We start from the raw sequence: 19418 nt of genomic DNA, 5'->3' as shown, positions 1-19418 counted from the left end.
ATTTCTACTGCAACGCCCGCACCTGCTGCTTCAATATTTCCAGCGTCACAGGCTTTTGAAAATAGGCGCGTACTTCCGGGAAGGTGCCGGCTTTGCTAAGGTCTTTGGGGTGATTGGACGAACTGATGATATAGATTTCGGGCTGCTTGGTGAGCTGTGATTCTATTTTCTTTAAGGCTTCCAGGAAACCCCAGCCGTCCACTTCGGGCATGTAGATGTCGAGGAGAATAACATTGGGAAGATGTTCGACTGAGTTCTTGTGATGAAGGAGGTAGTCGATGGCCCCCTGGGCGCTGTTGTAGATGGTGATGATGTGGGCCAACTCCCCCAGCTCCGCGAGGCGCTTGATGTAGAACGACGACATGGGATCGTCGTCGATAATCCAAAGATTAGCGATTTTGGAGGACATGCAGAGGTCTGGTTCGGTTCATAACTTTCATCGTGACCACATAAATACAAATCATTCCGGCATTGTAACTGAACTGTCGCTATAAAGTTTACATTCCAGCCGCCTCCCCCCGCGCGAAACCCGCACCGTCCATCCCAGTCCTGCGACGACGGTGCGGTTTCCCGATTTCTTAGAATGTTTTGCGCAGTGTCACGCCATAATTCCGGGGGTCGCCCAGGTGGGTGGCACCAAAATCATAAGCATAGGCGATATATTTTGTATCCCCCAGGTTGCGTCCCCACAGCATGACGTCGAACCCATGGTACGACGCACCCACGCGGGCGTTGAGCACATTGTAGGCCTTTTGTTCGACGGTGTTGCCAAGGTCAAAATATTGCTTACCCAGCGCCATCCATTCGCCACGGACCAAAACTTTCACGGCGCCGATGCCCAATGTGTATTGTGCGGCTGTCATCGAGGTCATGCTTGGCGTGAAGATCTGATGATTGCCGTTCAGGTTCACTTCTTCTCCGTTTTGCGCGAGCTTCAGGGTTTTGTATTTGGCGTCGTTCAGACCCAGGTTGCAGTCTATTTGCAGGCCCTTCAGCGGTGTAGTCGACACGTTGAGGTCAATGCCCTGGCTGGTCAGCGTTCCGGCGTTGCGGGTCACGGTGATGGCATCGGGCAAGATAAGGGTCGGCACCTGTGCGTCGGTGATGCGAACGTAGAATGCCGAAACATTCACCTGAAGTCGGTTTTCAAAAAACAGGTTCTTAAATCCTACTTCGAGGTTGTTGCTGTATTCGGGATTGTACGCAAACAACGGAGGCTGTGAAGGATCGGACGACAATTGCGTGAGGCCACCGGCGCGATAGCCGCGGCTATAGGTTCCATAAACCGTGTTGTTGTCGGTGAGGTGGTAGGCCACGCTGGCTTTGGGTGAGAAGGCGTGATAGTTCACCGTGCCCGTGGTGTCGGATTGCGTCACCATGATGGGATCCGGATTGGGGTCCATTTGGAACTCGCCCATCACACTTTGCTTTTTGTGCTCATAGTCATAGCGCAAGCCCAGTGTGAAATCAAGTTTCTCGAAGAAGCTGTAGGTAGCCTGACCGTAGAACGCAATGCCCGTGCTTTTGCCCGTGCTGGTAATGATGCTCGAGGAGTTTTTCAGTTCGTCGGGAATTCCGAAAAGAGCGGCATCTTCACCATAGCGCGTTGCCTGCTTCACCGGGTTGTTCTGGTGGAACATGTAAGTGCCCGCTGTCCATTTGAAATCCGATGCCGTGGCAGGCGACGAGAATTTAAATTCCTGCGTCCACACTTTCACGTTGTTCCATTGGCTACCGTAGTTGTTTTTGATGCTCACGATATCGAGGGGAGAAAAGTCACCATCGATCGGATCTTTGTAGTAGCGGTAGTTGGATTGATAGGAAGTTTGCGACGAGAAGTTCAACCCGCGTCCGGCATAGTTTGCCACCAGCGAGCTGTTGAAGATATTATCCACCAATTGCGTCACAGCGTTTTGATTCACGCGGAAAGGGTTATCAAAGGCTTCATCTTTGCTGCCCGCCAGCGGGAAGGTTCCGTTGTTACGGTTGGCCGAATGCTTTGCATTGAGTGTGATCGACCAGGCGTTCGACACATTGTAGCGCAGGTAGTAGTTGCCCGACAGGCTGTGTTTTTTATCAAAGTCGTTTTGATCGAAATCGTTTTTGTAGAAACCGTTCATGCGATCATAGACAGCCGTGGCGCCAAAGTAAAGTTTGTTCTTCACCAGTGGTGTGCGCACGCCAAATGCATAACGCTGCTGGCCATAGTTGCCCACGTTCACTTCCCCAAAACCACTCACCGTGTTGGTGGGCTTCTTGGTAATGATGTTGATGACACCGCCCATGGCGTTGCGTCCATACAATGTTCCTTGTGGTCCGCTCAGCACTTCAATGCGTTCCACATCAAACAGCTGTGCCATGTAGGTGTCGAGGCTGAACTGGTTCACACCATCGATATAGGTGGCCACTGCCGGATCGTAGGATGTTGACGTCACGCCGCGGATGGACGTCACGTTGCGATTGTCGCCCGGGTTGGTAGAATACAGGTTGGGCACAATGGCCGTGATGTCTTTGCTGTTCCACAAACGATATTGCTCCACCTGACGCGCCGAGATGGCGTTGACGGTGAAGGGCACCTTCTGCAAATTTTGTTCTTGTTTTTCGGCCGTCACCACCACAGCGTCAAGTTGGGTTGAGGATTCCTGCAGGGAAACGGTGAGCGACGCGGCATTTTCGCTGCCCACAATCACATCCTGGTTTTGGGTGGCGTAGCCCACAGCCGAAACCTGCACAGTATACTTGCCATGGGGAACATCAGCAATGGAAAACTCACCGTTCGCATCTGTAGACGCGCCCGCGTTGGTGTTGAGCACATGAATCGAAACGCCCGGAAGCGCTTCCTGGTTGGGTCCGGTCACTTTGCCTGTCAGCGCAGCATTCTGGCCCCATGCCGTCGCACAGATCATGAGGGGCAACCATAAGAGACTAAATCTTGTCATGAGAAAAAATAAAAAAAGTAAGTAATGATTTCTAAAAAGCCTTTCCACACGTCAGTTCGCTGATTTTCAGGAACTGCCCGACTTGTAAGCGGGGCGAAATTTATTGAAGATTTTTGACTTTTCAGGCACCGCCTGTGAAAACTGCCCGACAGATTTGCAGGCGAAGACGTTACCAGGAACCCTTTTCGGGGGGCACGCTAAAGGAAAACACAGAACCTTTCCCCTCTTCGCTCTCTACCCAGATCTTGCCACCGTTCTTTTCAACGAACTCCCGGCAGAGAATCAACCCCAGGCCCGTGCCCTTTTCGTCGGCCGTTCCCTTGGTGGAATGTTTGGCTTCGATGCGGAAAAGTTTTTGCATCACCTCCGCACTCATGCCCACGCCGTTGTCGGCGATAGACACCACCACTTGTCCGTTGTCGCGTTTCAGGTGCGCGGTAATCTGTCCGCCGTCCGGTGTAAATTTTATCGCGTTCGAAATGAGGTTTCGCACCACGGTGTTGATGGAATTTTTATGGGCATGCACGGGCCATGTTCCAGCGCTGTCGTTCACCAGCGTAATGTGTTTGGCTTGCGCCTGTGCTTTCAACAACGCGCGGTTCTCTTCCACCACGGCACCCAGATCGAACGGCTCGGGTTTGAATTCGATGTTGCCGGTTTGTGAACGCGACCACTCCAGCAGATTTTCCAACAACGCAAAAAGGTTCTTGACAGACTTATCGAGATCCTGCGCCAGCATTTGAATTTCTTCTTTGCTGAGACTGTCGGTATGATTTAAGAGAAGTCCCGAAAACGACGTGAGCGAATTCAACGGCCCCTTCAAATCGTGACTGATGATGGAGAAGAATTTATCCTTGGTGGCATTCAGCTCCTGCAGTTTTTGATTTTGCTGATGCATCATCACATGCGCAGCTTCCAGCACCTTGTTGGAACGACGTTTCACCAGATACAGATAAAGCACCAACGCCGCCACCACCACACTAAGGCCCACCAGCAGGAAGAGAAAGTTTCTCAGCTTCTTCTGGGTTTGAAATTCTTTCTCCCGCTGCACCTTCAGCACTTCGAGCTGATCGATGCGCGATTCTTGTTTCTCGATCTCGTAGCGATTCTGCCGTTCCAGCAGCTGATGTTCGTTCCGGTCGTTCTCGATAAACTCGTGCAACAATTGTTGCTGGTCTTTATACTCCCACGCTTTCTTATAGTCGTCTAGTTCCTTATATGAAGCACTGAGGTATTCATAGCTTTTCAGAATCTGAGGTTGGTCTTGCGCATCGCGGGCCGATGCCAAGGCCAGTTGCAGGTTAGCGACAGCGCGCTGATAATTTTTCTGCTGATAATACATCGCCCCCACATGGTTATACGATTCGGCGATTCCCTTCTTGTCTTTCAAGGCCTGGCGCACTTCCAACGCGGCCACATGGTTGGCCAGCGCTTTTGTGTCGTTCTTCATGAGCCGATACAACTCGCCGATGTCGCGCAACGATTGTGCTTCTGTTTGGCGGTCGTGAATGGAGCGGCTGATGACGAGCGACTCTTTGTGTTTGGCCAGGGCTTCGGTGTATTTTGTTTCCTGCGTGTAGAGGTGCGCCATGTTGAACAACGCTTGCGCTTCGGCTTTGGGATCGTCTACTTCGTTCTTGAATTGCAGCACCTCCTCATAGTCACGCAACGCTTCATCGCGTTTGCCTTGTGCCGCGCGAATCCTTCCGAGCGTGTTGAGAATCATCACGTGCAGCCTCGTGTTGTTCAGCGGTCGATTCCTTTCCAGGGCTTTTGTTAAAAACTGTTCAGCCTTGTTGAAGTCTCCCACTTCCTCGAACACGCGCGCGATGGCGAGGTAGCTGAAGATCTGGTTGAGCTTCAGGTTCAACGAGTCTTCAATGGCCAGCGACCGTATGAAATAGTCCATGGCCTGTTCATAGTCCTGGGCGCGTGTGAGGTGGAGCAAGCCTATCTCTTTTAGTAAGGTGGCTTCCTTCGCCCTGTTCTGTTCGGCGATGGCCTGTTTCAACAACGCCTGTCGCGCCGCGAGCGGCTTTTCAATGCGGCCCTTCATGCCCTGAAAAAAACCTTCATACCACATCATGGCCTCCTGCTCTCCCTGCGCCATGGCCGGCAACATGGCCAGGAGCAAGAAGTTTGTGAACAGAAAGATTTTTAAGAGGCGGTACACAGAGAATTTTTTTTCAAAAGTGATAAAAAACCGAGAGGATATTCGGGTGAAGTTAGCCTTTATCTTACATACAACGCCAGGGCAAGATAAATCGTCGCCGAACGTTCGGCTCACGCACACAAGCTAAAAAAAATGCTTTCACGTCGCCTTGAATGGCAAGCGTGAAAGCATTCCTGGTAGTTCCTCTGCGGCTACTTCACGTACGCGTCGATGGTCTCTATGGTCCCATCGGCGTTGTGCTGAAGCTTCGTCATCTTCACACTACGCAAATGTGTTTTGCCTCCCGACAAGATGCTATCGTGATAGAAGAGATACCATTGTCCCTTGAACTCCACGATGGAATGGTGATTGGTCCACCCGACTACGGGTTTCAAAATCACGCCCTGATACGTGAACGGTCCATAGGGGCTGTCGCCGATGCCATAGGCAATGTTGTGCGTGTCGCCGGTGGAATATGAGAAGTAATACTTGCCGTTATACTTATGCACCCACGACGCTTCGAAGAAACGACGATCGTGGTCTTTGGCAGCCAGCGGCTTGCCGTCTTTGTCTACGATCTTGATCTCTTTCACGGGCTCGTCAAACTTCAGCAGGTCTTTGCTGAGGCGGGCCACGCGCGGGCCGATGGCAGGCACATCGCCTTCGGGCTCCTTGCCCAGGGTGTCATACTTTCCGGTAACCCAGCGTTGCAGTTGTCCACCCCAGATGCCGCCGAAGTACATGTAGAATTTTCCGTCGGCATCGGCAAACACCGAAGGGTCTATGCTGAAGCTGCCGGCAATTGGTTTCGGTTGGGCTGTGAAAGGTCCCGCAGGCGATTTGCTGGTGGCCACGCCGATGCGGAAGATGTCTTCCTTATCCTTGACGGGAAAGTAGAGATAATACGTACCCTTGTTGAAGGCGGCATCGGGTGCCCAAAGCTGTCGACCGGCCCAGGGGATGTTCTTGATGTCGAGTGCCACACCGTTGTCGGTCACGGGGCCGCCCACGCTGTCAAGACTAAGGATGTGATAGTCGCGCATGTCGAAGTGGTCGCCGTTGTCGTTTTCCGGAATGCCCGCTTCAATGTCGTGCGAGGGATAGATGTAGATTTTGTTGTCGAACACGTGCGCCGACGGATCGGCCGTGTAGATGTCGGTCACGAGCGGCTGCGACACGGGTGTAGGAAACGTGGGCACGGAATCCTTTTTGGGTGCTTCCACCGTTTCGGTTTGCGTTTCCGCTTTGCGCTGACAGGCGCTGGCCGCAAGGGCCACAATCATCATTACGGGTAAAGTGTGTTTAAAGAGTTGTTGCATGTTTAGAGTTTGGGTTGCTGTTTGAATTTCGAATCTACGGCCTTTGCCCGCACCATGTCAAGAACAATCTTTGTTGCATAGATTGTTGCATAAAAAAATTTGAGAAGAAGAATGTAGCTCAGTCGCGCTGAAAGAAGCTGAGGAAGGGATATTGCAAATAGAGTATCACCAGCGAAAGCAACAGGAACGGAAGTTCAACCATCACGCCTCTCAAATCCTGGTCGTTCAGGTGAAGCGCGATGATGAGCAGAATGCCCGCCGCTGTCAGGTAGTTTCCCCACACAAAAGTTTTGGGATGCAGCAGCAACACACCACCGGCCAGAGTCACGATGCCCATAAGCATGAGACCCGTTTTTCCAAAGTTCCATTTGCTGAACATGGCCACCATTTCGGGCTTACCGGAAAGCATCGCCCATCCCTGCTTCACACCCATAAACAAAGCGAAGAGAATGAAGAGCGTGTTCAGAATCTTTAACGCGTTCGCCATGGTCCGGAGAATTTAGATTGGATAGGAAAGATAGGAATTTTTCAGAACCGACAGAAGCATTCGGAAGACGAAGCCTGCATGCCACGAGAGAACGGCATTACAACACCTGGCTCCTGCCCAGCTGCAAGGTATGCAGGTTTTGGTTGACCCCATAGTTGATGGTGAGGTGATAGCTGTCGCAGATTTTTTTTACGATGGCCAGTCCCAGCCCGAGCGATGCCGAGGTCTGATTTTGTTTCTTGAAGCGTTCAAACAAACGCTCGGGGTTCGTGGTGAGCGACGCCCCCGTGTTGCTCAGCGCAACGCCCGCGGCAGACACCACGATGTTTATTTCGCCCCCCTGCACATTGTGCTTCACGGCGTTGTTGAGCAAATTTGTAATGAGCACGTCGGCCAGCACCGGGCTCATTTGCACCGTGAATGGTTCCGTTAGCGTGACGCTTACGCGGAGCGCCTTGTGGTTGAATATCTCTTCAAACTCCTCCAGCTTTTGTTCGATGAGGCGCCCCAGGTCCATAGTCTCCGATTCAAAAAACTGGCCATGCTCGATTTTGGAAAGCAGCAACAACGCCTGATGCAGCTTCGAGAGACGCAACGCAGATTGATAAATGTCCTGGATCCAGCGCATTTGTTCGTCTGAGAAATTTCTTTGCTGGATAAGTTCCTCCACGCGGCTATTGATGAGGGCTAGTGGTGTCTGAATTTCGTGTGAAGCATTTTCGGTGAATTCTTTCAGGCTGGTGTAGTCGCGGGCGATCTTGTCGGTCACTTTGTTGAGCACGGAGTTCAGCTCGTTAAATTCAAAGATCTGTTCTTTCGTCAGCGAAAGGCCTTTGCCTTCGTTCAGGTCAAACGACCGGGCGCGCGTGAGAGTGTCATAGAATGGTGCCCAGATGCGGCGTGCTATGCGGCGTTGAAATATGAACAGGATCAGCAGCCCCAGGCTCAGCACCACCATCATGATGCCGGTGATGGACTTCAACAGTTTTTTGGATTCGATGAGCGACTTGCGGATGCTCACTTTATGCGGGACACCGTTCACCGTGCGTGCAAAACTGTATTCGCGGAACGGCACATATTCGTTGTTGTAGCGATTGTAGAGCAACGTGTCTTTGAATGCAGCAAATTGCTGGAGTGTATCGTTGAGCGGGGTGAGCTCAATCTTGTTTTCCACAAAATAGCAGCTCTCGTCCCACACGCCGTGCACACCTATAAAATTCTCGAAGTCCCTGCGTTCCACCTTCAGGCGGTCTTCCACTTCCTGATAGATAACGCGTTCCACCACCAAATAGAATGAGACCCCTACCAGGATGTAGATGACCACCGAAAAAACGATGTAGTAGAAATTGGTTCTATCGAACAGCTTCAACTTTTTGCAAATTTATACCCGATGCCATAGATGGATTGAATATAGTCCTTACTTCCTTTATCCGTCAATTTTTTCCGCAGGTTCTTGATGTGCGAATACAGCATGTCGAACGAATCGGCCGAGTCGATGTTGTCGCCCCAGAGGTGTTCGGCCATGGCCGATTTGGTGAGGGCCACGTCGATGTTCGACATGAAGTAGAGCAACAGATCGTATTCTTTTTTGGAGAGGGCCACTTCGGTGTTGTTCACAAAAACTTTTCGTGCAATGTAGTTGACCTTGATTTCCTGAAAAGCGATTTCGTTGCTGCCCCCGAAATGACGACGACGCAACAGCGATTTCACCCGTGCATTCAGTTCCGACAGGTGAAACGGTTTTGTCAGGTAGTCGTCGGAGCCGATGTCGAGGCTTTTGATTTTGTCTTCGAGAGCGTTGCGGGCCGATATGATGATGATGCCCGATGAGGCCTTCAGGTTTTTTAACGTCTCCACAATGTCGAAGCCGATGCCGTCGGGCAGGTTGATGTCTACCACCACACAGTCGTAGGTATAGAGGTTGATCTTCTCCACCGCGGCCTCATAGCTAAAGACGGTCTCAGTGATGAACCCGTCTTTTGTGAGGTGCGCCGCAATGCTTTCCGCCAATCCTACTTCATCTTCTACAACCAGGACTTTCAAAGGATGCTTTTTTTTGTTAAAGATACGGCCCTGATTTTGGAGAAATTTAGGAATGCAGCCCTGTTTTCAACGAAAAACCTAATCCTGCAGCAAAGCGCAAAAAAATTCATGCCCCCTCACCTCGTTTTTCCCGGACGACCTTCAAATTCCCAAATATTTCCAGAATCGAAACATAGTATTGCTGAAAATTTTTCAAAAAGAAGCAGCACACTATGCAGATCACGCGGTTCATATATTCAGGGCTCACACTCCTCCTGGTGTTCATGGCGGGGTTGCCCGAGGCCCTGGCGCAGCAGGAGAATCTTCAAACCTTGCTCGACAAAAGTGTTAAAGAATATCCGTTGCTGAAAGCGCGCGCCGCCGACGTGAACAGCGCCGCGCAGGATGTGAAGACCAGCACCAGCGAATATATTCCGCGCCTTTCGGTGCAACACCAATACACCTACTCTACCAACAACAGTGTTGCAGGATCGTTCTATCCCAACGGCGGCACGGTGATTTCACCTTCAGGAGGCATACGCGCCACCAACATCTACGACGGCACCTTTGGCAGCTTTACCTCGGCCTTGCTGGAGTGGAACGTGATCAACTTTGGCAAAGTAGCCACCCAGGTAACGGCCGCACGCTTCAACCGCGAAGCCAACCAAGCCGCCTACGACAACGAGATTTTTCAACACCAGGTGCGCGTGGCCGATGCCTATCTGCTTTTATTGATCGGCGAAAAACTAAAAGACATTCAACAATCCAATCTCGACCGCGCCGCCGGCTTTCGCGATGTGGTTGATGCCGGTGTTCGCTCGGGCATGCGCCCTGGCGTGGACAGTGCACTGGCCTATGCAGAATACACAAAAGCAAAATTGCTGCTGCTGGAAAGTGACCGCAACGAGCAAGCACAACAATACCGGCTTATGGAGTTGACGGGAGCACTATCCGACAGCCTTAGCATCGACAGTCTGAATTTTTATACGGGTCTTCCTACCGCTGGCGATGCCGGTCCGTTTCATGTGTCGGCCAACCCAACCCTGCGTGTTTTTCAGACACGCATGCAAGCTTCACAGGCCCGCAGCACGGCGATAGGTCGTTCGTTCCTGCCGTCTATTTCGCTCGTGGCTGCCGGGTGGGCACGGGGTTCCGGCGTGTCGAACCAGGACGATTCGTATCGCACCGATTTTTCGAGCGGCACAAAATACCAGGTATATAACTACATGATCGGCATCTCCACCCGGTGGACACTGACAGACTATGTGCCGATCCGTCACCGCTACAAGAGCGAACAATACAAAGCAAAGCGCGACGAGGAATTGTATAACGAACAAGCGCTCCGTGTGAACCGTCAGGAAAAAGAAGCTGCGATGCAATATGGCGTGGCGCTGGAGCAGGCCCACACCGCGCCGGTTCAACTGGAAGCAGCACAACAAGCCTACAACCAGGCAAGCGCCCGCTATCGCAGCGGCCTCACCGATCTGCCCACCCTGCTGCAAAGCATGTTGACCTTGAATCGCGCCGAAGCCGATGTGGCCATTGCCTACAGCAATGCGTGGCGCTCGTGGCTGATGGTGGCCGCGGCCCGTGGAGATTTGTCATTGTTCTTAAGCGCTGTTAAAAACTAAAATCACCCGTGGCAACGGAGACGCTGCAACACGTGACGAAATAAAAACGATATCATGTATAAACTCATTCGATCTGCGCTGCGAAATCCCATCTCCGTGATGGTTGGCATTATCGCAATAGCGTTCTTCTCTGTGCTGTCGATGCGGAGCATTCCCGTCGATATCTTTCCCGACCTTGATCTGCCCACCATCTATGTGGTGCAGCCTTATGGTGGCATGGCGCCCGACCAGATGGACGGCTTCATCACCACGCGCTACCAGGATCACTTTCTCTATGTGTCGGGCATCCGCGATGTGGAAGTAAAAACCATTCAGGGCATGTCGCTCATCAAACTGCAGTTCTATCCCGGCACCGACATGGCGCAGGCCGCTGCGGAGGTGGCCAACAACGTTTCGCGCGCAAAGGCCTACATGCCCGAAGGCACGGTGCCGCCGCAGGTGATCCGTTTCGACGCCAGCTCTGTGCCCGTGGGACAGCTCGTGTTTTCGAGCGGCTCGCGTTCGCTGAACGAGATCCAGGATTTTGCGTCGTCGCGCATTCGCCCGATGTTTTCAAAAATTGAAGGCGTGTCGAGCCCGCCACCACTCGGTGGAAATCAGCGCACCATTGTTATTAAAGTAGATCCTCAACGGCTGCGCAGCTACAAACTCACACCCGAAGAAGTGATCCGCGCCATCGGTGTGAACAATCAGCCTTCGCCTGCCGGAAACATTCGCATCGGCAATAAAACGATGATGACACCCGTGAACTCGCTCATTGACCGGCCCGAAGATTTTCTGGACATCCCGGTGCGCGTGGGTTCAGGTCCAACGGTTTTCATTCACGACATCGGCACGGTGGAAGATGCGGCCGACATCACCGTAGGGTTTGCCCTGGTGCAAGGCCGTCGTGCCGTATACATTCCGGTGGTAAAAAAGTCTGACGCGTCCACCCTGTCCGTTGTAAACAACATCCGCGCAGCGCTGCCGGTGTTGCAGAACGCGGTGCCCGAAGATGTCAAGATCTCTTATGAATTTGATCAGTCGTCGTATGTAACGAACTCCCTGAAAAGTTTGGTGACGGAAGGAGCGCTGGGGGCGTTACTTACGGGACTGATGGTATTGCTTTTTCTTCGCGACTGGCGCAGCGTGATCATTGTGGTGGTGACCATTCCCATCTCGGTGCTGAGCGCCGTCATTCTGCTGCACCTGGTAGGACAAACCATCAACATTATGACGTTGAGTGGGCTGGCCCTGGCCGTGGGGATTCTGGTAGACCAGGCCACGGTGACCATCGAGAACATTCACCAGCACCTGGAAATGAACAAGCCAAAGGCGCAGGCCATCTGGGACGCGTGTAAGGAAATTGCATTTCCCGAACTGCTCATCCTGCTCTCTATCCTCGCCGTGTTTGCCCCTGCGTTTGTGATGAGTGGTGTGCCACGATCGATGTTTCTCCCGTTGTCGCTGGCCGTGGGGTTTGCCATGACGGCGTCGTTCCTTTTGTCGCAGACTTTTGTGCCGGTGCTTTCCAACTGGTTGCTGAAAGCGCACACCAAGTATCCGGAAGAACCGACACTGGCATTGGATCATACAGAATCGGAAAGCATTATCGAAGAGACGCGTCATCCGCATGAGGTCTCCGGTTTCGACAAGTTCAAGCTTCGCTATCTCGGTGTGCTGGAGAAAATTATTGAACGCAAGAAATTCTGGACCACGGTGTATCTCATCGGCGCGTTTGTTCTCATCGTGGGCGCGTTCTCGCTGATCGGAACAGACATTCTGCCCAAGGCCAACAGCCACCAGTTTCAGTTGCGCTTGCGGGCTTTGGATGGAACACGGGTGGAGCGCACCGAAGAGATCACGCTGAAAGTATTAGACATCATCAAAACCGAAGTGGGTGCCGAGAACATCGCCATCACATCGGCCTATGTGGGCAACGTGCCCACCAGCTATGGCACGTCACAGATCTTTGTGTTCAACAGCGGCCCGCACGAAGCCGTGTTGCAGGTGTCGCTGTCGGAGGAATTTCCCGTGCGCATGGACGCGCTGAAAGAAAACCTGCGCGCCAGCATTGCCAAAAACATTCCGGGGTTGCGCGTTTCGTTCGAGCCCATCGAGCTTGTGGACAAGATCATGAGTCAGGGGGCTGCCACACCTATTGAAGTGAACGTGGCCGCCAAAGACATTCGCGAAGCACAAAAGTTTGCGTTAAAAATCATGGCCAACATGCAGCAGATACCGTTCCTCCGCGACGTTCAGATCGCCCAACCCATGGCCTACCCGATTCTTCGCATCGCCATGGACCGCGAGCGCGCCGGGCAGCTGGGAGTTACGCCCACACAAGTGGCGCGGTCGTTGGTGGCGGCCACTTCGTCGAGCCGCTTCACCGACAAAAACCTGTGGCTCGACAACACAAAAGGCCTTGCCTACCAGGTGCAGGTGCAAGTGCCCGAATACAAAATGAATTCTGTGAACGACATCGCCAACATCCCGCTGCAAAGTGGCAACCTCCATCCTACACTGAGTGATGTGGCCACGTTCTCAGAAGAGATCGCCCCCGGGCAATACGACCGGTCGGGTCCTAACCGACTGGTGACCATCACGGCAAACCTTCATCGCACAGATCTTGGTGCAGCCAGCAAAGCCGTAGCCAAGGCCATCGACGATGCGGGGCAGGCGCCACGCGGCATGGCCATCGAATTTAAAGGACAGGTGAAGTTGCTGGCCGAAACGCTCAGCAGCTTGCAGGGTGGTTTGGTGGTGGCCATTGTCATCATCTTCTTGTTGCTGGCCGCAAACTTTCAATCGTTCAAACTGTCGCTGGCCATTCTCTCGTCGGTACCAGCGGTGCTGGCCGGATCGTTGCTCATGCTGTTGCTGTTCGGGGCCACCCTAAACCTGCAGTCCTATATGGGCATGATCATGTCCGTGGGAGTTTCGGTGGCCAATGCCATCCTCATGATCACCAACGCCGAGAATCTGAGACTCGAAGTAAAAGATGCACGCAAGGCCGGGCTGATGGCGGCAGGCAGCCGTATACGTCCCATCCTCATGACCAGCATCGCCATGATTGCGGGCATGATTCCCATGGCCAGTGGCCTGGGCGAAGGTGGCGACCAGGTGGCTCCACTGGGGCAGGCCGTTATTGGCGGCCTCATTGCCTCCACGCTGGCATCGTTGCTGATCTTGCCTGGCGTGTTCACGCTGGTGCAGCAAAAAGCATCGCTCGTTTCGGTGTCGCTCGATCCGGAAGACAGCAACAGTAAATACTACAACAAAAATTCGATCACGAAATAGTTTATCACTCCGTATGAAAATAACAACACGTTCCTTCGCGCTGCTCGCCTCCACTGTGGTGGTGATGGCCTCCTGTCATTCTGAAAAAAAGGAAGCACACACTGCCGCCGCCCTGCCCGAAGTGGAAGCCACGACCGTGAAGAGTTTGCAGCCACAACTTCAAACCGTGCTGCCCGGCGAACTAAAACCCTGGAACAAAACACACATCTTTCCCCGCGTGAAAGGGTATGTGGGCAGTGTGAAAGCCGACAGGGGAACCGTTGTGAAACACGGCGACGTGCTGGCCGTGCTGGAAGCTCCTGAAATTGTATCGGCCCTGAACCACGCACAAGCGCAAGTGGCTTCTGCCCAGGCAACACTCATTGAACAGCGGGCCAGGATGCGTGCCAGCACACTCACCTATAAACGCATGGTGGAGACCAGCCGCACCAAAGGCGCTGTTTCGGCCAATGAAATGGACGTGGCTTTGTCGCGCATGTCGGCCGACAGTGCGTTGACCAACGCGGCGCAAAGCAACCTGCTGGCGGCAAAGGCACAACATGCATCGCAGTCGCAGCTGGTGAGCTACCTCACGGTGCGCGCACCTTTCGATGGCACCGTGACCGAGCGGAACATCAGCCCCGGCGAGCTGGTGGGGCCTGAGGGAAACACAAAGCCCTTGTTTGTGCTGGAAGATCATTCGAAACTTCGGCTCACCGTGGCCGTGCCCGAAAACCTGTCAAACTCCATCACCAACAATAGCGCCGTAACGTTTACGGTGCAGGCCGACCCGCAGAAAGAATACCGCGCTGTCTTTGCCCGCAGTGCCAACAGCCTGTCGGAAAACAATCGCACCATGATGGCCGAGTTCGACCTCGAGAACCCGGGTGGGGCATTGAAAGCAGGGATGTATGCCGAAGTGAAATTGCCCGTAACGCGCAACAAGGCCACGCTCTTTGTGCCGCGCACCGCCTTGCTGCAATCTACCGAAGGTGTGTTTGTGATCCGCCTCAAAGAACATGTGGCCGAGTGGCTGGGCGTTCAGAAGGGCAACACCATGGATTCGCTTGTCGAAGTTTTTGGACCGCTCCAGGCCGGCGAAAGCATTGTGCTGCGCGCCAGCGAAGAGCTTCGAAACGGGCAGGCCGTGACCGTGAAAGCAGAGAAATTATCGCAGAAAAAATAGCGTTTTCAGCGTGATTTGAAGGAAAATAGCCAATGTTACGTTAATGTTAAGTCAATGTTAAAAAGTTAAAATTGGGGTAATTTTAGACTCGCTTCTTTTGTCATAAATAACAAAAGCATAGCGAGGTGGTAAAACTAATTTCACGCTGGATTTGCGCCCTTCTATTGGTGGCAACCACCCAAATGTGTTTCGCACAACCTGCCGGACGCGAGGTTGTGAATCAATCTACGGAATGGTTTTCCGTCACCACGAACCTGAAAGTTAGCAAACGCACATCGTTTATGCTGGAAGGTCAGTTCCGCCAGGTGCAGAACCTGCAGCCGATGCAATACCAGTTTCGCACCGGCGTGGAGATCGCCCTCAACAAACATTTCTCCATTTTGCCGATTGGCTACGTCTACACCTGGAACTATCTCTACGGCAAGCAGCCCGCGGCCTTTCAAAACAACGAGCACCGTTTGTTTGAGCAGGTGTCCTACAAACATGCCATCGGTCGTTTCAACTTCAGTCATCGCGTGCGTCTGGAACAGCGTTTCATTCAATCGCATACCGATCAGGGTGAAGGCATTGTTGTGAATGAAGGCTACAATATTCATGTGAGCCGGGCACGCTATCGCTTCATGACCACCGTGCCCCTCAATCATAAAAAGATAGAAGCCAATACCTACTTTGCCAGTGCCTACGACGAAGCTTTTCTCAGTTGGGGTGGCCCGGTAACGTTTCACGAGCCCGACCAAAACCGGATCTTTGCCGGCCTGGGCTATCAGTTCAAAGCTCCGCTTTCAATTCAGGCTGGGTTCCTTTACCAAATGCTGATCAAAGCAAACGGCGCCAAGCAGGAAAACAACTTAGGCATGCAGGTGATGCTTACCTACAACGTGAGTTTAATGAAAGCGCAATAACCATTCAGAAACTTTTTGACGATCATAAAAAAAGCTCCCTCCACGGGAGCTTTTTTGTTTTCGTCACACCAAAGAAGGTGAGCTCATCATTGCCTTGTTATCTTAAAGCTTGTTGATATCGATTTTCCGCAAGCCAGTCATTTCTTTTATATGGTCCACATCGTAGCCGCGCAGTTTCATTTTTCGGGCGAGGGTCAGCATGGTTTCTGTGCCGGATTGTATGTCGAGCAGTTGACTGCGGTGTTCGTCGGGTAAAACATATTTTGTGTTTCGCTTCGCTTGCGATATCGCATTCTTCGCGGCCAGGCTGAGCCATTCCGATTCTGTGATCAACAGGTGATCGGCTACCTCCACATTCACTACCTCACCCGCTTTGACCAGGAGCGTTGTCACGTCTTTGTCTTCCTGCGAAATGACCAGCGGCCCTTCGTTGCGGCTGCTCACCACAATGATCTTCGCCGCCATTTTATAAAGCGCCATGCGAAAAACTTCGCGGGGCGCTATGTTGAGGCGCACGGCCGAACCCATGCCCACCAGTTCGATATACAACACATGATGAACGCTGTTGAGGCCAATAACCCAGAAGTGTCCTTTGCTTTTTCGAATGGCATTCTCGCGTAGCAACAGGGGCTGCATCACGGCAAACACATCGCGCGAGTTGATCAGTTTTTGTTTCTGGGCTTCGGTAAGGGACGTTTCCATGCGGTAATATAAAAAGTTTAGGGCGTTCGAAAACGCATCGCCCATCCTTTTGCGCAGCACAGCGTCACCTCCAAAATAGCTTATTCCCACTTGAACAATTCTATGCACACATGCCCGCCGCACAAGCCGAACGAATCATGCTGCGAACGGAATCACGTCGTCAAACAATTGACCTCACCAGGCCACCGTCTACCCGAAGGGATGCACCGTTGGTGGCAGAGGCCAGCGGACTTGCCACATACGTGACCATGCTGGCTACTTCGTCGACGGAAGCAAAGCGTTGGATCAGCGATGTGGGTCGGGCTGTCTTAAAGAAATTTGATTCCACGTTTGCCGTTGACGTGTTGCCGGCTTTTGCGAGATCGTTGATAAAACCTTCCACGCCTTCCGATCGTGTAGGACCGGGCAGAACGGAGTTCACCGTCACGTTGGTGCCCTTGGTGAGTTCGGCGAGGCCGCGACTCACGGCGAGCTGCGCCGTCTTGGTCATGCCGTAGTGAATCATTTCTTCGGGAATGAAAACGGCCGATTCGCTGGAGATAAAAATGATGCGTCCCCAATTTTTCTTCAGCATGGCGGGGAAGTAGTGGCGCGACAAACGGATACCGCTCATCACGTTCACTTCAAAAAAGCGAAACCAGTCTTCATCCGGAATTTCGACAAACGGTTTCGGTTCAAAGATGCCCGCGTTGTTCACCAGAATGTCCACCTCGGGAAGTTGCTTCACGAGTTTGGTCACATCGTCTGCCTTCGAGAAATCGGCGGCGATGCCCGACACACTGGCCCCGGCCACCTGCTTTTTCAATTCCTGCACGGCTTTGTCCACCCCACTCTGGGAGCGGCCGTTAATGACGACCGTAGCGCCTTCCTGTAAAAGTTTTTTTGCTATGGCAAAGCCTATGCCCGCCGTGGAGCCGCTGATGAAGGCGGTCTTTCCATTGAGTTGAAGATCCATATGAAGTAGATTTTTTTAGTCGCGTACGCGATAACAACCCACAGCAGCCAGAGAAGGTTCGGCCTAGCGGTCCAGTTTTTTCAGGAGGTGAAGTCCTTGTTCCCACGGTCCGAAGCCCGAGGCAACGTTGATGTGCCCCGCGTCGCCGATGTTCACCAGCTCGCTGCCCCAATGGCTGGCAAAGTGTTGGGCGCGATTCAAGGTCACATAAAAGTCGTTCGTGCTGGCCACAACAAGAGAGGGAAATGCCAGCGGTTGCTCAGGCATGGGTTTGAAACCCGTGGTGCCCGGGGGATAACTCTCGGCTTCCGTGTCGCTGGGAGCAACCAGCAATGCCCCTTTGATTTTCCGTTGGTAACGATTGCTCCAAAACACAACGGTGCTGCATGCGAGGCTATGCCCCACCACAATCACGTTGGCCAGGTCGTGTTGCGTCAGCTCCTTGTCGATGGTGTCGATCCATTCGCTGCACACGGGCGTGTCCCAATCACGTTGCCGGATGCGGGTGAAGTTGTGTTCTTTTTCCCAAAGCGTTTGCCAGTGCGCGTCGCCCGAATTGCCGAGGCCGGGCAGGATGAATACAGAAGACGTAAAGGTCATTGTCGATCAGTTTAAAATAACAACGGCCCAGCCACACCTGTGCTGAACCGTTTGTTGTTTATGTTGCCCGCGCAACCTGCGCGTTTAGTTCTTTGCTGTGGCCAGCACCATTTTAAACTTGTGCTTGGCGCCGATCTGCATCACGTCAACCAGATCCTGCACCGACAAGGAATGGGGCATGCGGATCACGACCGTGGGTTCTTCCTTTCCTTCGCAGGCTTTCACCAGGCTTTGCTCCAGCTGGCCGTGGGGCACTTCTGTTTTGTTGATGTAGAAGCGTTTTTCTTCCGTTACGGTGAGCGAGATCTGTTGTTTGTTCAGGGCCTGGCTGGAATTCGATTTTGGCAACAGCACCTTGATCACGTTCGGGTTGGCGACCGTGGAGATGATGAGAAAAAACAAAAGCAGGAAGAACATGATGTCGTTGAGCGACGACGTGGCCACTTCTGCCTGAAAATGATTTTGCCGTTTTAATTTCATTTGGCCGGGCTTAGGATGGAACGCATGAATTCAAAAACATCTTTCTGCATCTGCAACGTGTAGCGCGCAATGCGCTGTTGCAGCAAGTGATAGGCCGAATAGGCCAACACACCCACAATGAGGCCCGAGCCGCTGGTGATCATTTTTTCATACAACCCCCCGGCGATGATGCCGATGCTGATGTTGTCGGACAACGAGATGCTATAGAAAATGTTGATGATACCCGAGATGGTTCCGATGAAGCCCAGCATGGGGGCCACGCCGGCGATGATGCCAAGATAGCCCATGTTTTTTTCCATTTCGGCCAGCTCGATGTTGGCGGCCGATTCCATCATGGACTCAATATCTTTCAGGGGCTTGCCCACATAGTCGAGGCCGCTCTTGATGATGGCTCCCGTAGCCGATTGTTCCTGTTCGGCAAACAAACGTGCTGCACTGATGTCGCCGGCTTGCAGTCGACGGGTGACCTGCACCACAAAATCTTTTTTCACTTTGGCCGCGGTGCGGAGGTAGAGGAAACGTTCGATAAAAATGTAGGTAGCGATAAACCACAGCAGCAAAATCGGGATCATGATGAAACCCCCTTTCAACAAAAGTGTTGCAATGGACAACCCTTCTGCCGGCACTTCTTCGGGTGTTACCGGAACTGTTTCGGTAGTGATCTGCAGCAATAAAGCGAGTATGAAATTCATGACTTAAAAAATTGTGTTTGTGTTGGGCACTGTTGCTATACTATTTTAAAAAATGAAGTCGCGTGGTCGGCAGCTGCGAAACACAGCCGCTTC

General features: G+C 52.6%; 16 protein-coding genes. 4 read left to right on the top strand and 12 right to left on the bottom strand.

Going from position 1 to position 19418, the window contains the following annotated elements; translation table 11 throughout:
• Window positions 1–4: 4 nt before the first annotated feature.
• The 7 genes from JI741_RS08125 to JI741_RS08095 all read right to left on the bottom strand — a co-directional run bounded on the left by JI741_RS08125 (window position 5) and on the right by JI741_RS08095 (window position 8940).
• Window positions 5–409, bottom strand: coding sequence for a response regulator (locus JI741_RS08125; RefSeq protein ID WP_202008543.1), 405 nt, complete (start codon window positions 407–409; stop codon window positions 5–7).
• Between the two features lie 169 nt (window positions 410–578).
• The gene (locus JI741_RS08120; protein ID WP_202008542.1) at window positions 579–2939 is read right to left on the bottom strand and encodes a TonB-dependent receptor; all 2361 of its coding nucleotides are present in this window, start codon (window positions 2937–2939) and stop codon (window positions 579–581) included.
• A gap of 169 nt (window positions 2940–3108) precedes the next feature.
• Entirely contained in the window at window positions 3109–5112 is a 2004-nt protein-coding gene (locus tag JI741_RS08115; RefSeq protein ID WP_202008541.1) for an ATP-binding protein, read from the bottom strand.
• 191 nt (window positions 5113–5303) lie between these two features.
• A complete protein-coding gene (locus tag JI741_RS08110) occupies window positions 5304–6410 on the bottom strand; it encodes a glycoside hydrolase family 43 protein (protein ID WP_202008540.1) in 1107 nt (368 codons plus the stop codon).
• A gap of 118 nt (window positions 6411–6528) precedes the next feature.
• Window positions 6529–6897 carry a DoxX family protein gene (locus JI741_RS08105; protein ID WP_202008539.1) on the bottom strand — a complete coding sequence of 123 codons (369 nt, stop codon included), beginning with the start codon at window positions 6895–6897 and terminating at the stop codon, window positions 6529–6531.
• A gap of 97 nt (window positions 6898–6994) precedes the next feature.
• Entirely contained in the window at window positions 6995–8266 is a 1272-nt protein-coding gene (locus JI741_RS08100) for a sensor histidine kinase (RefSeq protein ID WP_202008538.1), read from the bottom strand.
• A complete protein-coding gene (locus JI741_RS08095) occupies window positions 8263–8940 on the bottom strand; it encodes a response regulator transcription factor (RefSeq protein ID WP_202008537.1) in 678 nt (225 codons plus the stop codon). The genes JI741_RS08100 and JI741_RS08095 overlap by 4 nt, the downstream gene beginning before the upstream one ends.
• 212 nt (window positions 8941–9152) lie before the next feature.
• On the opposite strand from JI741_RS08095, the gene JI741_RS08090 reads away from it, so the two are divergent.
• The 4 genes from JI741_RS08090 to JI741_RS08075 all read left to right on the top strand — a co-directional run bounded on the left by JI741_RS08090 (window position 9153) and on the right by JI741_RS08075 (window position 15896).
• Complete coding sequence (locus tag JI741_RS08090; RefSeq protein ID WP_202008536.1) at window positions 9153–10550, top strand: TolC family protein; 1398 nt, start codon at window positions 9153–9155, stop codon at window positions 10548–10550.
• Window positions 10551–10604: 54 nt separating this feature from the next.
• A complete protein-coding gene (locus tag JI741_RS08085; protein ID WP_202008535.1) occupies window positions 10605–13829 on the top strand; it encodes an efflux RND transporter permease subunit in 3225 nt (1074 codons plus the stop codon).
• 13 nt (window positions 13830–13842) lie between these two features.
• Entirely contained in the window at window positions 13843–14994 is a 1152-nt protein-coding gene (locus tag JI741_RS08080; RefSeq protein ID WP_202008534.1) for an efflux RND transporter periplasmic adaptor subunit, read from the top strand.
• A 125-nt stretch (window positions 14995–15119) separates the two neighbouring features.
• The gene (locus JI741_RS08075; RefSeq protein ID WP_369411736.1) at window positions 15120–15896 is read left to right on the top strand and encodes a DUF2490 domain-containing protein; all 777 of its coding nucleotides are present in this window, start codon (window positions 15120–15122) and stop codon (window positions 15894–15896) included.
• 102 nt (window positions 15897–15998) lie between these two features.
• Here JI741_RS08075 and JI741_RS08070 read toward each other — a convergent pair whose 3' ends face one another.
• The 5 genes from JI741_RS08070 to JI741_RS08050 form a co-directional block, all read right to left on the bottom strand.
• Window positions 15999–16598: a JAB domain-containing protein gene (locus tag JI741_RS08070; RefSeq protein ID WP_202008532.1), complete on the bottom strand. Its 600-nt coding sequence runs from the start codon at window positions 16596–16598 to the stop codon at window positions 15999–16001.
• Window positions 16599–16758: 160 nt separating this feature from the next.
• Window positions 16759–17553 (bottom strand): SDR family NAD(P)-dependent oxidoreductase, encoded by a 795-nt coding sequence (locus JI741_RS08065; RefSeq protein ID WP_202008531.1) that lies wholly within the window; start codon window positions 17551–17553, stop codon window positions 16759–16761.
• A gap of 63 nt (window positions 17554–17616) precedes the next feature.
• Window positions 17617–18153 carry an RBBP9/YdeN family alpha/beta hydrolase gene (locus JI741_RS08060; RefSeq protein WP_202008530.1) on the bottom strand — a complete coding sequence of 179 codons (537 nt, stop codon included), beginning with the start codon at window positions 18151–18153 and terminating at the stop codon, window positions 17617–17619.
• A gap of 84 nt (window positions 18154–18237) precedes the next feature.
• Window positions 18238–18633: an ExbD/TolR family protein gene (locus tag JI741_RS08055; protein ID WP_202008529.1), complete on the bottom strand. Its 396-nt coding sequence runs from the start codon at window positions 18631–18633 to the stop codon at window positions 18238–18240.
• Window positions 18630–19325: a MotA/TolQ/ExbB proton channel family protein gene (locus JI741_RS08050; RefSeq protein WP_202008528.1), complete on the bottom strand. Its 696-nt coding sequence runs from the start codon at window positions 19323–19325 to the stop codon at window positions 18630–18632. The genes JI741_RS08055 and JI741_RS08050 overlap by 4 nt, the downstream gene beginning before the upstream one ends.
• Between the last annotated feature and the right edge of the window lie 93 nt (window positions 19326–19418).

Source organism: Chryseolinea lacunae, assembly GCF_016735595.1.
GTDB classification, from domain to species: Bacteria; Bacteroidota; Bacteroidia; order Cytophagales; family Cyclobacteriaceae; genus Chryseolinea; species Chryseolinea lacunae.
This window is presented reverse-complemented; position numbering and strand designations above follow the sequence as displayed.